Annotated in this window: 18 protein-coding genes and 1 tRNA gene; 15 read left to right on the plus strand and 4 right to left on the minus strand. The window is 44.5% G+C overall.

Features of this window, described 5'->3' with window-relative positions:
- Positions 1-40: 40 nt before the first annotated feature.
- From PseudUWO310_RS10150 to PseudUWO310_RS10205, 13 genes are all read left to right on the plus strand, one after another.
- Positions 41-700 (plus strand): DUF2301 domain-containing membrane protein, encoded by a 660-nt coding sequence (locus PseudUWO310_RS10150; protein WP_142600712.1) that lies wholly within the window; start codon positions 41-43, stop codon positions 698-700.
- A gap of 123 nt (positions 701-823) precedes the next feature.
- The gene (locus PseudUWO310_RS10155; protein WP_142600715.1) at positions 824-1396 is read left to right on the plus strand and encodes a Uma2 family endonuclease; all 573 of its coding nucleotides are present in this window, start codon (positions 824-826) and stop codon (positions 1394-1396) included.
- Entirely contained in the window at positions 1393-2088 is a 696-nt protein-coding gene (locus PseudUWO310_RS10160; protein ID WP_142600717.1) for a class I SAM-dependent methyltransferase, read from the plus strand. Before PseudUWO310_RS10155 ends, PseudUWO310_RS10160 begins: the two co-directional genes overlap by 4 nt.
- A 59-nt stretch (positions 2089-2147) precedes the next feature.
- Complete coding sequence (locus tag PseudUWO310_RS10165; RefSeq protein WP_142600719.1) at positions 2148-2435, plus strand: DUF4090 family protein; 288 nt, start codon at positions 2148-2150, stop codon at positions 2433-2435.
- Between the two features lie 146 nt (positions 2436-2581).
- Positions 2582-3106, plus strand: coding sequence for a L,D-transpeptidase (locus PseudUWO310_RS10170; protein WP_142600722.1), 525 nt, complete (start codon positions 2582-2584; stop codon positions 3104-3106).
- Positions 3107-3472: 366 nt separating this feature from the next.
- Entirely contained in the window at positions 3473-3664 is a 192-nt protein-coding gene (locus PseudUWO310_RS10175) for a photosystem I reaction center subunit IV (protein ID WP_009626231.1), read from the plus strand.
- 54 nt (positions 3665-3718) lie between these two features.
- Complete coding sequence (locus tag PseudUWO310_RS10180; RefSeq protein ID WP_142600725.1) at positions 3719-4588, plus strand: DNA-formamidopyrimidine glycosylase; 870 nt, start codon at positions 3719-3721, stop codon at positions 4586-4588.
- A gap of 135 nt (positions 4589-4723) precedes the next feature.
- Positions 4724-5578, plus strand: coding sequence for a carboxylating nicotinate-nucleotide diphosphorylase (nadC, locus tag PseudUWO310_RS10185; protein ID WP_142600728.1), 855 nt, complete (start codon positions 4724-4726; stop codon positions 5576-5578).
- A gap of 16 nt (positions 5579-5594) precedes the next feature.
- The gene (locus PseudUWO310_RS10190) at positions 5595-7235 is read left to right on the plus strand and encodes an Hsp70 family protein (protein ID WP_142600730.1); all 1641 of its coding nucleotides are present in this window, start codon (positions 5595-5597) and stop codon (positions 7233-7235) included.
- Between the two features lie 39 nt (positions 7236-7274).
- Positions 7275-7598 carry a hypothetical protein gene (locus tag PseudUWO310_RS10195; protein WP_142600732.1) on the plus strand — a complete coding sequence of 108 codons (324 nt, stop codon included), beginning with the start codon at positions 7275-7277 and terminating at the stop codon, positions 7596-7598.
- 112 nt (positions 7599-7710) lie between these two features.
- Positions 7711-7965 (plus strand): hypothetical protein, encoded by a 255-nt coding sequence (locus PseudUWO310_RS22860; protein WP_190315971.1) that lies wholly within the window; start codon positions 7711-7713, stop codon positions 7963-7965.
- Positions 7966-8302: 337 nt separating this feature from the next.
- Entirely contained in the window at positions 8303-9241 is a 939-nt protein-coding gene (hslO, locus tag PseudUWO310_RS10200; RefSeq protein WP_142600735.1) for an Hsp33 family molecular chaperone HslO, read from the plus strand.
- A 102-nt stretch (positions 9242-9343) separates the two neighbouring features.
- Positions 9344-10219 carry an S-methyl-5'-thioadenosine phosphorylase gene (locus PseudUWO310_RS10205; RefSeq protein ID WP_142600737.1) on the plus strand — a complete coding sequence of 292 codons (876 nt, stop codon included), beginning with the start codon at positions 9344-9346 and terminating at the stop codon, positions 10217-10219.
- Between the two features lie 173 nt (positions 10220-10392).
- Here PseudUWO310_RS10205 and hemE read toward each other — a convergent pair whose 3' ends face one another.
- Complete coding sequence (gene hemE / locus PseudUWO310_RS10210; protein WP_142600740.1) at positions 10393-11430, minus strand: uroporphyrinogen decarboxylase; 1038 nt, start codon at positions 11428-11430, stop codon at positions 10393-10395.
- A 369-nt stretch (positions 11431-11799) separates the two neighbouring features.
- On the opposite strand from hemE, the gene PseudUWO310_RS10215 reads away from it, so the two are divergent.
- Complete coding sequence (locus PseudUWO310_RS10215; protein WP_142600743.1) at positions 11800-12252, plus strand: c-type cytochrome; 453 nt, start codon at positions 11800-11802, stop codon at positions 12250-12252.
- Positions 12253-12281: 29 nt separating this feature from the next.
- Here the strand turns inward: PseudUWO310_RS10215 and rph are convergent, their stop codons facing one another.
- Entirely contained in the window at positions 12282-13001 is a 720-nt protein-coding gene (gene rph, locus PseudUWO310_RS10220) for a ribonuclease PH (protein WP_142600746.1), read from the minus strand.
- A gap of 460 nt (positions 13002-13461) precedes the next feature.
- Here rph and PseudUWO310_RS10225 point away from each other — a divergent pair.
- Positions 13462-13533 (plus strand) — tRNA-Lys (locus PseudUWO310_RS10225).
- Positions 13534-13893: 360 nt separating this feature from the next.
- Here PseudUWO310_RS10225 and psbU read toward each other — a convergent pair.
- Positions 13894-14283: a photosystem II complex extrinsic protein PsbU gene (gene psbU / locus PseudUWO310_RS10230; protein WP_142600748.1), complete on the minus strand. Its 390-nt coding sequence runs from the start codon at positions 14281-14283 to the stop codon at positions 13894-13896.
- A 50-nt stretch (positions 14284-14333) separates the two neighbouring features.
- Entirely contained in the window at positions 14334-15032 is a 699-nt protein-coding gene (locus PseudUWO310_RS10235) for a response regulator transcription factor (RefSeq protein WP_009628090.1), read from the minus strand.
- Between the last annotated feature and the right edge of the window lie 90 nt (positions 15033-15122).

Genomic DNA, 15122 nt, shown 5'->3' on the forward strand with positions numbered 1-15122 from the left:
CGCTGCACTTCATCCTTGCATTAGTGCTTCATAGCTATTAATGGAGAAATTTGTGGAAGTTATATCGGAAGTTTATCAAGGTCAGTTTGGCAATTTTACGATTACTAAGAACGATCGCCTTAGCGTAATTGTCTATCGGATGGCTTTAGCGATCGCCGCCTTATGTTTTAGCCTCGGCACTCTATTGGTACTATGGCAACCCCATAACCCCGATGTTCTTAATGGTCTGACTTGGCTATATGTCGCTTTCTCTGTCAGTTTGGGTGTGGCTCTCTGGACAATTCATATTTATTTGGAGTTATTACATCGGGTTTTACAGTTTTTTTGGATGATCGGTACGATCGCTTCGGTGGCGATCGCTATTTATTTCCCAGAGCCGCTAGCGATCGCTATTTACAATCATCCATTAGCCTTAATTGGTGTCGGGTCAAGTTTTGCCGCTTTAACAGGAATTTTCTTTAAAGAAACCTTTTGTTTCAATCGCTTTGAAACTAAGTTTTTAGTACCTTTAGTCCCTGTGCTAATTCTTGGGCATTTAGTGAATTTTTTACCTGTAGCGATCGAACAAGGTTTGTTAGTTGCTTGGGCGATTTTGTTTATGATCTTCGCGATTCGGAAAGCAACTCAGGAAATTCCCTCAGACATTGGCGATAAGTCAGTATTTGCCTATCTCAAAGCTCAAAAGCAACAAGCAGTTTAATCCAGAGTTTCTCAGTAGCTAAGCATAAGTAAACTTAAAACCTAGAAGAGCGTACCGCCCGCGTAGCGGGCGGTACGCTTTAATAAGCGAATCTAATCAACCTGCATGGTGGGAAATAACCTGATGATTGCTACTCCTGTTAAGACTTATACCCCCGAAGAATACCTAGATTTAGAGACTACATCACCAACTCGTAACGAATATCGCAATGGAGAAATTATTCCGATGACTGGTGGCACACCCACTCATAACGAGATTATTGGTGCTTTGACAGTAATTCTGAGATTGGCACTCAAAGGTAAACCATTACAAGTATTTGTCACCGATCAACGCTTATGGATTCCTGAGCGTCAAATTCATACGTATCCTGATGTGATGGTTGTGCCTCGTCCGATTTTGTTGCAAGAGGGGCGCAAAGATACTGTGACTCAACCAGTTTTCATCGCTGAAGTACTATCCAATTCCACCAAAAATTATGACCGTGGCGAAAAATTTAGCGATTACCGCACAATTTCTAGCTTTCAGGAATATTTGTTAATCGATCAGGTAAAACCTCATGTAGAGCGTTACATTAAGCAATCAGAACATCAATGGTTGTTTATCGAGTATGACAATTTAGATGATCGGTTTATGCTGTCATCAATTGGTGTTGAGGTTAGTTTGGTAGATCTTTATGAAGGCGTTGAGTTTAAATGAATAAAGCTTTTACTTCTCAGGCGGATGAATGGACAGAGGCGATCGCTATGGTGCAAAAGCGGTACGATCGCGAATATCGCAATGAGGCTTTTGATTTGCCTGAAGAGGTGGAGTCCATGCCACTGTTTCGCGAGTGGGTGAGTCATACTCTAGCTAGCAAAATTGCTTCACCATTTTGGGAATTAGCCCAATTTCAAAAAAATCAGCGTTGTCTAGACATTGGCTGTGGGGTCAGCTTTTTGATTTATCCTTGGCGCGACTGGGAAGTATTTTTTTACGGACAGGAAATAAGCTTTGTGGCTAAAGAAGCACTTAACTCAAGAGGTTCACAGCTTAATTCCAAGTTGTTTAAAGGTGTCCAGCTTGGGGCGGCGCACAAGCTCAATTATGAGAATGGATTTTTTGACCGTGTGATTGCCACTGGGTTTAGTTGCTATTACCCCTTGGACTATTGGAAATTGGTTTTGCGCGAAGCAAAGCGGGTATTAAAACCCAATGGGGTATTAATTTTTGATGCGATCGCCCCTGATTTAGAATTTGCAGAAAATTGGGCGATTTTAGAAACCTATCTAGGCTCTGAGGTATTCCTAACGGCGCTTAGTGAAATTACGGAGCTGGTGCAGTCGATGGGGGGCAAAATTACAGCGAAAAAAGATGGCTTGCTGTCCTGTATGTACCGCGTTCAGTGGTAGCTTGTTGAAGGTGATGCAAAGCATTACTTTTAACAAATATTCGTGTTTTACTTATTTTTATGGCTGATAATTCTTCAACAACAGGTGCTGATGCGATTGATGTAGCGATCGCTCAGGGTATTGATTTTGATGGCACACCGATCGATCCCAAAAAACTCGATCTCTATAGCAGCGTGATGGCGCTTGAAGCAGGTCGTCAGCGCAGTGGCGTAACTAATACCATGCGATCGCGCATCGTCCGTATTGGGGCAAAACACATCCCTCAAGACGAACTTAACCAAAAATTATTGGATGCTGGCTTTGCCCCACTTAAGGACAAAGATATAGCCTACTATTACAGTAAATAAATTTGTATTAAAACCCAAAGATGAGGAGCGGCGCAACGCGCCGCTCCTCATCTTTGGAATTTCTATATTTTCTGAAATCTAAATCTTTTGGGTTTGTTTTTTCCAAAAATTGGGCATAATTGCTGATAAGCAAACTTGCAATCGCTATGGTTAAGTATTGGCAATCATTTAGTATCTTCGCTATCACCCTATTTCTGACGGGGTGGGGCGAATCTAACCTAATTAAAAATTTTATTAACTTCAATGATTTAGATGCGGCGATCGCGCAAACCTCGTCGAGAACTGTCCGCAATCAAGATATTGAGCGTTTAAAGCGATCGGGGCAGCGTTGGATCGAAATCCGTCTGCGCAGTCAGACTCTTTTGGCATGGCAAGGCAATAAGCAGGTCTATGCCGTAGTTGTGTCCACAGGTAAAAGCGACACACCTACGCCTACGGGCATTTTTGCAGTACAGGCGAAGTATCCGACGGCAAGGATGCAGGGTGAGGACTATAACGTACCCGATGTGCCTAATGTGATGTACTACAGTGGCAACTATGCAATTCACGGGGCTTATTGGCATCGTAGTTTTGGTATTCCCATCAGTCACGGCTGTACTAATGTGGCTCCCGATCATGCGGCTTGGTTATATCGGTGGGCTCCTATCGGTACACCCATAGTGGTGCGCTAGGAGCAAGCTAAAATAATTAAAACTCCAAAACCTGTAGCGCACGCGCAGCGTGCGCTACAGGTTTTGGAGTTTTAAAATTTGCCAGCTTAGCCCGAACTGACGTTACATATGGCGGCAACTATAGCTGCCGCTAGTTTTGTTAGGACAAAATCAAAAAACCAAAGAGAGTTGCCGCGCTCCGCGCGGCAACTCTCTTTGGTTTTTTATGTCCTGATACATATGGCGGCAGCTATCTACCTATCCTCTGCTAAATAAAACTTAACGAGCTAGAAATAGACAGAGGCGATCGCCTCACAGTAACCTAGAGACGGTATCTGTAATCATTTTATTTTTCACATTACAGTCTTTAGGAATAAGGATAAAACTATGGCAGTTGCACGTGGTTCTAAGGTTCGCATTTTGCGTAAAGAGTCCTACTGGTATCGTGAAGTCGGTACTGTAGCTTCTGTTGATAAGAGCGGCATCATTTATCCAGTGATCGTTCGTTTCGACAGCGTAAACTACTCCAACATCGCAACTAACAACTTTGCGATCGATGAAGTTGAAGAAGTCGCTTAGACTCTTCTAAAAAAGGTAAAATCTCTGCGTAGCAGAGATTTTACCTTTTTTAATATGCCCGAATTACCAGAAGTTGAGACAGTTCGTATTGGTTTAAATGAAAATACTCTAGGTTGGCAAATTGAAGGGGGCGAAGTATTACTACCACGAGCGATCGCCTATCCCGAACTTCCCGCAGACTTTTTAGATGCCATCGTGGGAGCCGAATTTATAGCATGGCAGAGACGGGGAAAGTATCTAATCGCTAAGTTATCTCAGGGCAATCAATTAGGCGTGCATCTAAGAATGACGGGAAGTTTGCTCTGGTGCGATCGCCACGAACCCGCAGGCAAACATACGCGCGTCAGACTGTTTGTTAAGGAAAAGGGAAAAGGAAAGCAGGGAAAAGGGAGCCTCCCCAAAGAGTTGCGGTTTGACGATCAGAGAACTTTTGGCAAAATGTGGTTAGTGCCATCGGAGCGATCGCCTGAATCAGTAATTACGGGCTTACAAAAATTAGGCTTAGAGCCTTTGGGTAGCGATTTTACGCCGCAGCATTTAGAATCCAAACTCAGCCGCACTGGTCGCCCGATTAAAACGGTATTGCTCGATCAAGAAACTGTGGCGGGAATTGGCAATATTTACGCGGATGAATCCTTATTTCTGGGCAAAATCCATCCCCAAAAAGCGGCGAATTCTCTTAATTCGGAACAGATCAAAGCTCTACATCAAGGGATTATCCATTCTCTTAGTGATGGTATCGCCAATGGCGGTACGACTTTTAGTTCTTTTCAGAATGTGGCTGGACTCAAGGGAAACTACATTGATATGGCTTGGGTATTTCGGCGGACTGGGCAACCCTGTAAGATATGCGGCAATGCGATTTCACGGATCAAACTCGGCGGGCGATCGACGCATTTTTGTGCTCAATGCCAAATTCTATAGCTACCGCCAACGTTAGCTGAACGGAGTCGAAGCTAGATAACTGGATTGCGGAAAGGCATTCCTTAGGAATGCCTTTCCACTGCTAAAATCGCTTACAATCAATCATCTTGACAATCATTTAGAAATGGTTAAATCATGCTTCCTCCTTTTGTTGTTTTAGATCCGCTCCTTACTGAATGGCTGCGCGAAGATATCGGGCGCGGCGATCGCTCCACGGGTGGATTGTTCCCCGATGGCAAGGCTCCCATCGGTAAGGCGGTATGGATTGCTAAGGCGGATGGTGTCGTTGCGGGCTTAACGATCGCGGCTAGGGTATTTCACTTACTAGATGCTACCGTCCAATTTGTGACGATCGCGCAGGATGGTGCAGCGGTGAAATCAGGGGATCTGCTGGCGGAAATTAATGGCAGTCTCGCCACCCTGCTGATGGGCGAGCGGGTAGCGCTAAATCTGGTAATGCGGCTATCAGGCGTTGCCAGTGCGACGGCGGACTACGTAAAAGCGATCGCGGGAACCACCGCCCATCTTGTCGATACGCGCAAAACTATTCCTGGAATGCGTCTGTTGGAAAAATATGCCACCTCGGTCGGGGGAGCGATCAACCATCGCTATGGATTGGATGATGCGGTCATGCTTAAGGACAATCATATTGCGGCGGCAGGGGGTATCACCGAAGCCGTAAGACGCGTACGCGAACATATTCCCTTTACCACATCCATCGAGGTGGAAACAGAATCGATCGCTCAAGTTGAAGAAGCGGTAAACCTCAATCTCGATGTCATCATGCTGGACAATATGCCTTTGGATATGATGCGCGAGGCGATCGCGATCGTTCGCGACCATAGTCCCTATACGAAAATTGAAGCTTCGGGAAATATCACCCTCAATAGCATTGCTCAGATTGCAGAATTAGGAGTTGATTATATTTCCACTTCGGCAATGGTGACTCGATCGCATTGGCTGGATATCAGTATGCGGATTAGGACATAGGGAAGGCGGCAACTTTATGGAATATGCGATCGATTTTGGCACGAGCAATACGGTTGTGGCGCGGGTTAATGAGAATGGAGGGATCGAGACGGTCGAGCTACCTGCCTATAGCAGTCTTGTTGCCGATAATCCACCCTTGATTCCCAGCCTTGTCTATGTGGTTGATGCGGCGAGCGAGCAGGTACTCATCGGACAGGAAGTAGGCGATCGCGGTTTAGACAATACAACAGGTAAAGGCGAGCAAAGATTTTTAAAATCCTTTAAACGGGCGATTGGTTCTCAAGTATCGATGTTTGTGCCAGAGATCGACGGGCGCGAAGTCGAATTTGAATTGGTTGGGGAATGGTTTTTAAAGCGGATTATCGACCAATTGCCCAACGTGGATTCGCTGATTTTTACGGTTCCAGTGGATAGTTTTGAATCCTACCGCAATTGGTTGAGTGGTTTGTGCGATCGCCTGTCCGTGCATCAGGTGCGAATCTTAGACGAACCGACGGCGGCGGCGCTAGGCTATGGGCTTAGTAAGGGCGATGAAACCCTGTTAGTGGTGGATTTTGGGGGCGGGACTTTAGATTTATCCTTGGTCAAGTTGGCTTTAGCTCAGGAGCAATCTCAGGAGCAAGCTCAAGATACCTCTGAGGCAAAGCCATCGAAGTCGCCCTTAGGATTTCTCTTAAAATGGGGCGATCGCAAGGTTGCCAGTGCTGCAAAAGGTTCTGCGGCATCGAGTTCTTCGCGAAATTCCCAAATTGCGAAGGTACTTGCAAAAACTGGACAAAATCTTGGCGGTATAGATATTGACAACTGGATTGTTGACCATTTCCATACCATGCTGGGGCTGCCTAAAAATTCCCTTGTTACCCGCCTTGCCGAACGCATCAAGATTGCTCTTTCTTCTGCCCCATCAACAACTGAGGTTTATTTTAACGACCAAACCTTTGAATCCTACGAGTTGACCCTAACGCGATCGCAGTTAGCTCAAATTCTGGAACAGCAGCAGTTTTTTGCCAATCTCGATCGGGCTTTAGATCGGATTCGCCAACAGGCTCAGCGTCAAAATATCGACTTCGAGCAAATCGATGCTGTGCTATTGGTCGGGGGAACGTCGCAAATTCCTGCGGTGAAGGAATGGGCGTTACGCTACTTTCCCATCGAGAAGGTTAAAGCGGATAAACCCTTTGAGGCGATCGCGCACGGGGCCATTTCACAAGGTTGGGAGCTAAAAGACTTCCTTTATCACAGCTATGGCGTTCGCTATTGGGATAAAAGGTATAAAAAACATAATTGGCACACCATCGTTAAGTCTGGTGCCACCTATCCCTTAGAAAAGCCAGTGGAGCTTACCCTTGGGGCATCAAGCCCCGACCAGCCCAGCATTGAGCTAGTCATCGGTGAACTGGGCGAAACTAATGTGGAGGTCTATTTTGAAGATCGTCGTCTTGTGACCCGTGTTTTAGATGGAAAACAAGTTGCCGCACAGATTCTTAATGAAAATAGCAAAGCGATCGCGAAGCTCGATCCTCTAGGACAAATGGGGAGCGATCGTATTAAGGTTTTCTTTCAAGTTGACGAAAAGCGGACGTTACGGATTACGGTTCGAGACTTATTGACCAAGAAAAATTTATTAGATGATGTTTCTGTGGTTCAACTCATGTAGAGAAGGTCGATCATTTGAAATGATTATAGGATTTGAGTAATGCTAGAACTAATATTGCTATTTAAGATTTTATTTGCTCAGATTTTTACGGGTTCAAACAATAATTCAATATATATTGCCGAGCCAAGATTTATATCCAAATTAGCATTCTCCATAGCTAATAGTAATTTAGTTGTTATATATAAATTCATGCTTGATAAAGCAGTAAAACCACAATTTGATGACACAAAACTACAATACGTTCACGATCGCAGAAGAGAATTTCAAGTTTGCAAAGAAGGTATAAACGATAGAGATGATACAGGATCCTATAGTCTTTTAGAACACAGAACAAAATATTCTCAAGTATATCAATATAGATAGTCAGAAATATATTTTAGAATTCAATTGTTATCTTGGCGCATATAACTTCTATAACGAATATCTTCTGTACTCAATCAAAGATTATGGAATAGAGGTCAAGCCACTTCAGTTAATGAGGATTAGTAGCCAAGAAAAGATCGATCTCAACGAGCAACTTGTTTGGAGTTATTACAGAGGAGCTCGTGGATTACTAAGATTCGATCCCCAAAACTTAACCTTAGAAGTTGATACTATTCGTAACCATGGTGGTTATAGAGCTACTTACAAATTTGATGAAGATGAGTTTAATCTTGTAGAATACACTATTGTTTCTTTTAAAAATCGAAAATTTGGCGAAAGACCAAATGTTAAGACTTTTACTTTCTAGCCGTAAAAATTAATATGAATTCGCTGGCTGTTGGTAGCTGTAAGTAGCTGGGCATAAAACCCTAAAACCTGCGGCGCACGCGCAGCGTGCGCCGCAGGTTTTAGGGTTTTATATTATGCCAAAGCTACCGCCAGTCTTGTTAGGACAGAATTAAAACCCAAGATCGTGTTGCCGCGCTCCGCGCGGCAACACGATCTTGGGTTTATGTCCTGATACAGTTGGCAGCAGCTATATAAAATTTCTGGACGATTATTGACGGTTGAACTCAAGTTAACATAGAGCGATGCAGATCTTACCTGCATCGCTCTATTGAATATAAACCCGCTAGAGAAAGTCCATGAACGATCGTTTAGTTCGCGCCCTCACCGCCGACGGCAGAGTCCGTGTCATTGGCGTGAATATTACCCAATCCCTGAATAAGGCCTATCGCCGCCATCATTTATCCCCATTAGCCATCGCCGCTCTCGGTCGCGCAATGAGCGCGAGCCTGCTACTTGCCTCAAACATGAAGAAAGAAAGAGCCAGAGTAAATGTTAGAGTCGCTGGTGATGGTGGACTTGGGTTAATCTATGCTGATGCTGGATTCGATGGCACTATACGTGGCTTTGTCGCTAATCCTCAATTTACATTACCACCTCTAGCTGATGGGCAACAAAATGTCAGTCAAGGGGTAGGACATACAGGTTTCTTTAAAGTTATGCGCGACGTGGGCTATGGCGAACCCTATAGCAGCACCGTCGAACTAATTGCTGGTGATATTGCCAATGACGTTGCTTGGTACTTAGCTTCTTCGGAGCAAACCTTTTCTAAGCTCATTCTGACGGAAGTCATCAATCCAGAGAATAGTGATGCTCCCGTGCAGGTAGCAGCAGGGCTACTACTCCAGATCATGCCTGTGGCGACACTTCGGATTGCGAAAACGACAAATCGTTCCCAAGAAGAATTACTCGTTCAACTAGAAGCAAAAAGTAATACTCAAAATTTCATCCATCTATTGCTCCAAGATAAAACGATCGAAGATGTGATGACCGAATTATTTGCTGATATGCATTTAGATATCTTACCGATGAGCAAAGATGTGAGGTTTCACTGTCCCTGCACCCTCGATCGCATGTTAGCGGCGATGAAAATGTTTGGAGAAGAAGACCTGCGATCGATGATTGCTGAAGATCTTGGCGCAGAGGCAACTTGTCATTTCTGTGGTGAGGTTTATCATGCTACTACAGAGCAGCTCAATACATTACTGGCAGATTTACTAGTTGAGACAAAAGCCTAACCACAAACAAGTCTTCCCAGTCAATACCTTCTTCTCGATTGGGCTTTATGGTAACTTCACTTCTATTCGCTTCTTGATCGATCAGCCTAATTTCTAAAAACTATGACATTTAACGCACAAATCGGCATCATTGGTGGCAGTGGACTCTACAAAATGTCAGCCCTGAGCGATATTCAGGAAATTAATATAGATACCCCCTTTGGCAAAACGTCAGATGCCTTTATCTACGGCAAATTATCTGGAACCCCCGTACTATTTCTTGCCAGACATGGGCGATCGCACCATTTACTGCCCTCGGAAGTCCCCTATCGCGCCAATATCTATGCGCTTAAAAGTCTGGGCGTGGAATATATCATTTCCGCCTCGGCAGTAGGTTCTTTGCAGGAATACGCCCGACCCCTTGATATTGTGTTGCCCGATCAATTTATCGATCGCACCACCAGCCGTACCTCCACCTTCTTTGGCGAGGGTATTGTCGCCCACGTGGCCTTTGGCGAACCAATTTGCAAATCATTGCTATCGGTCATCGCCTCGGCGGCGGAAGGGGTTGATTTGGGACGAAACAAAGTCCATAAAGGAGGTATTTATCTCTGCATGGAAGGACCTGCCTTCTCGACCAAGGCTGAATCCTTGCTCTACCGTAGCTGGGGGGCAAAGGTAATTGGCATGACAAATCTCACCGAAGCAAAACTCGCTCGTGAAGCGGAAATTGCCTATGCCACGATCGCCTTAGTCACCGATTATGATTGTTGGCATGACGATCATGAAAGCGTAACGGTAGATATGATCATCCAAAATTTACATAAGAATGCCGTCAATGCGCAACAGGTAATTCAGAATGCTGTCGCCAAAATTGCCGCCAATCCACCGAAATCTGAAGCCCATTCTGCGCTTAAGACTTCGATCTTGACTGATTTGAGCCAGATATCAGGAGTAAGCCGCGATCGCCTCAAAGTAATTTTGCAAAAATATCTTTAAACCTCTGGGCTCAGCCTAATACCAAAGTTTAAAATGGCTACGCCATTTTAAACTTTGGTATAAACCCTTGCTCAAAACCCTTTTCAAATCAAAACCCCAAAGATGAATGGCGGCGCGAAGCGCCGCCATTCATCTTTGGGGTTATATGCCGAGACTTGAAGAAGGAGGGATAATTAAGAACCCAGCCCTTTAACAGTTTCAAAGAAAAATCTGGCATTGTCTTCTGGTGTAGTGGAGAGAATGCCATGTCCGAGGTTCATGATATGTCCCTTGTTCCCAGCCTTGGCAACCACTTCTAAAATGCGATCGCGGATGTAACTTTGATCGGCAAACAGAACGCAGGGATCGAGATTACCTTGGACGGGAATGTCATGACCAATGCGATCGCGGGCATCAGCAAGATCTACTGTCCAGTCAACACTGACAATATCCACACCCGATTTTGGCATGAGGTCGAGCACTCCTGCACTGCCGCTAATATAAAGAATCAGTGGCGTGTTGGGATATTTTGCCTTAACCTTGTCCACAACCATCTTTTGATAGGGAAGCGCAAAGGTTTTATAATCCGTCGGACAAAGATGCCCAGCCCAAGAATCAAACATCTGCACCACTTGAGCGCCACACTCAATCTGATGGATGACATAAGTACCGATCATTTCGGCAATCTTGGTCAAAAAGCTATGGACGATCGCTGGCTCCTTATAGGCCATAGCCTTGATCGTGGAATAGTCCTTAGAACCTTTACCTTCAATGGAATACGCCGCTAATGTCCAAGGGGCTCCCACAAAACCAAGAATTGTCGCCTGATCCTTGACCTCATCTTTAATCGCGCTTAATATCTTGCGAATAAAGGGCACGGCGGTATCGGGATCGAACTCTGTCAGCGCATCAACTTGTGCTTGAGTACGAATTGGGGACTCGATAATTGGACCTCGACTTTCGACGATATCGAAGTTAATACCAATGCCTGTAAGTGGAGTGAGGATATCGGAAAACATGATCACGCCATCGGGCTGAAAAGCGCGAAATGGTTGCAGAGAAATTTCGGCGGCGAGTTCGGCAATTTCCGATCGCTCTCTAAATGTGGGATATTTATCGCGCAAATTACGATACACCTTCATGTATCTTCCTGCTTGGCGCATCATCCATACTGGTGGACGATCCAGTACTTCACCTCTTGCTGCCCTTAGCAAGCGATCGTTTCCTCCCATAATCAACTCTTTCCTTTGTTTTTAAACGTTTTTATTATTTGTGCTTTTGAATTATAGAACGTCGAGTACCAGACACTAACGCTTTGACCAACCGACTAAGGCGTTATTTTGACCAGTTTATGACCGATTAATGACCGATTAATGACCGATGGATATGGACGATCGCCTCACCAAATCCTAGAATGGGGCATAGAATGGGGCATGGTAGTAGAATTAAATTTAGGCTTTATTTAATTTCTGAACATGACCCGATTACTTATACTTTCTTTAAGATATGTTATTAATACTTAAGCTATTAATACTTTCCGCATTCCAAACGAAATAAAAGTTTTAGCTAATCAATGGCTAGATTTCAATGGCTAGGTTTCAATGGCTAGGTTTAAAACTGTGATTAATGAAGGGGTAAATTTGACAAAGGATACTGATGTAGCGACACAAATAACATCAGAGGCGACTTTGCCATCTCCTGAGGCAAGGTCACCGCAACAAGTTGTAATGGCGATCGCAGTTACCGTTGTAATTGTCGCGATCGCCATCCTGCTCTGGTTAATGCGTCCACCCCTCGATCAGTATACGCAGTCAGTTCTAAATTTATCAGGGGATCCCGTACAGGGGCGGTCTATTTTTGTGATGAATTGTGTGGCATGTCACGGACAATGGGCTAATGGTAAGGTTGGACCCAACTTGCATGGTGTATCTGATCGCAAGTCTGATGCCCGTCTGGTTCAACAGGTTGTCAGTGGTGAAACTCCGCCAATGCCACAGTTTCAGCCAAGTCCACAGGATATGGCGGATCTATTAAGCTATCTCAAGCAGCTATAAAAAAAGGACGCGCATAGCGCGTCCTTTTTTTATAGCCCTTGATGCTTTAGCAACTCATTAATGCCCTTTTCGGCGACATCTAACATTTGATTTAGCTGCGATCGCGAGAATGTATCGGATTCCCCCGTGCCCTGCACCTCGATCAATTTACCAGTACTGTCCATCACCACATTGAGATCGACACTCACCGCCACATCCTCTTGATAATTTAAGTCCAAAATTGGGGCTCCATCTAATAAGCCCACAGAAACGGCGGCAACAGCATTACGAATTGGCGATTTGGTTATTTTCCCCTCAGCCATTAAGCGATCGCAGGCTGCTTTAAGGGCAACAAAACCTCCTGTAATGCCACCCGTACGTGTACCGCCATCGGCTTGTAATACATCAATGTCCACGGCAAAGGTGTAATTAGCGATCGCCGTCAGATCCAAAGCCGCCCTTAAACTGCGTCCGATTAACCGTTGAATCTCTTGGGTGCGCCCCGACAGTTTCATAAACTCCCTCTGCTGTCTGGGAATCGTTGAGGCTGGAAGCATCCGATATTCTGCCGTTAACCAACCTTGGTTACGGCCTGTCAAAAACTTAGGCACGCCTTCTTCAATAGAAACGGTACAGATCAATTGGGTATCGCCAAATTTCGCTAGTACCGAACCCGCAGGGGCTTTGGTAAAGGGTAATTGCAAGTGAACTGGTCGCAGTTGATTCCAATCTCGACCATCAGGACGTTGGAGAATAGGCAAATTACTCATGTTCGCGCTCGATCGGGGCTATCCAATCATATATAGCAATGACCAAACATGAGTAATGCGATCGCCAAACTTTCGGGCATTCGCCTACCATTGCCAATCTCTCAAAGGTTTGCTTGGGACAAGATGAGATGAGGCGCTTCACGCCGCATCTCATCTTTAGGGCTTTTATAGCTACAGTCACTTGAATTAGGACAAATCAAACCCCAAGAATTGAGTGGCGGCGCTTCGCGCCGCCACTCAATTCTTGGGGTTTATGTCTTAATACACTTGGCGACAGCTATAAGTTAAGAAATAAACGATTCTGAGATAAAAAACAAAGATTTTGGCTCGCTTTTCTCTTAACTTTCAGGAGATTATAGCGATCGCCAATTTTTATTTGGATTTATAGAATTTTTTGTTAGATATTTGACCAAACATTTGCTAGTATATAAATCGCCCTGAAATGGGTCAAGCAACTTACGGGTGACTGGCGCAGTGGTAGCGCATCGGACTCTTAATCCGCTGGCCCTGGGTTCGAATCCCAGGTCACCCATCCTAAAATTACATTCATGCCTAATACCAATTCCCAAAATGGCGTTGCCATTTTGGGAATCTCAAAACCTTACTGGGTTTAGTTTTTATAGCTGTCGCCAAGTGTATTAGGACATAAACCCCAAGAATTGAGTGGCGGCGCTTCGCGCCGCCACTCAATTCTTGGGGTTTGATTTGTCCTCATTCAAGTGACTGTAGCTATATAACGCTAGTTCGGGTTAAGCTGGCAAATCCTTTCTCAAAGCTCGTTTCAAATTATCCTGAACTCACGTAATCCCAAATCACAAAATGGCGTAGCCATTTTGTGATTTGGGATTACACTTGGCAATAGTTGCTTTATGCCATTTTCCAAGCGATCGCATCATTCATCGAAAATAGACTCTAACTCTGTCACGGTAAAATTCTCAAAGTTAGCTTGAATAATTTCTTTTTGGCGATCGCTCAAGCCTGCAATGTTTAACACATCTTCCACCTTCCTGTAAGGCGCATTTTTAATAATCTTCTTTGCTAATGTAGGATATAGCCCTGGATACTGCTGAAATGCACGGACATTGGTATTATTCAAATCAATTTTTTTACCAAATTCAGTTCCCAACTTTATATCTAGGCGATCCCCATTTGTAATAGCAATTAAATTAGATCTCTCACTATTAAAAATTGCAGCATTAGCATTGGGAGCCATTCCCATCCATCCTAAGCAGCTCACCAACAAAACAATCAAAATCACAAAACGTGATAATAATCCCACAATTTTCGCCTCTTAAAAAAAGTAAAAATCATCGGAATAGATCCTAACATCGATCAAGAATAGGAGTCAATCAAACCATGTTGTAATGCATAGCGAACCAGCTCGGTGCGGCTGCTTGTGCCAGTTTTACTAAATAGACGGCTAACATATTTCTCCACATTACGAATAGTCGTACCAAGGCGCTTAGCAATCTCCTTATTCATTAATCCTTCTACTACCAGCTCTAAAACGCTCTGCTCACGGGGGGTAAACTCTATCTTGATTGGCGGCGGCGTAACATTAATCGCGGGCTTCTGTTTCAGTAAAGCTTTAATCTCGGCAAGCTGTCCTGCGAGATCGGTCATTTCTGAGGTATTGCTATTGGCGGTGACTGCTTGCATGGCGCGACGAGCAATTAAGTTTTCAGCGATCGCCACTAGCTCATCGGGATCGAAAGGTTTTGACAGATAGGCATCACAGCCTGCGTTATAGCCTTCGATCCGATCCTTCGTCATACCCTTAGCAGTTAAAAACACCACTGGCAGATTTAAAAAGCGCACATCCTCGCGCATTTGCTTCAGGAACTCATACCCACTTACCTGTGGCATCATGATGTCCGATATCACCAGATCGGGAGTAGTTTGCTCCAACAATTGCCATGCATCCCTAGCATTATTGGCAACCTGTACCGCAAAGCCACTATCTTCGAGATAGGCTTGCACCGCCTCTCTCAGTCCTGGTTCGTCATCTACAAGCAGGATATGTCCTGACATAGTTATCCCTATTTATCTATTCTTTTATCTATTCTTTCATTCTGCGATCGCCCCATACTAAGTAGATAAGCATAAGTAAACTTAAAACCT

The organism is Pseudanabaena sp. UWO310 (assembly GCF_006861605.1).
In the GTDB taxonomy this organism is placed as follows: Bacteria; Cyanobacteriota; Cyanobacteriia; order Pseudanabaenales; family Pseudanabaenaceae; genus Pseudanabaena.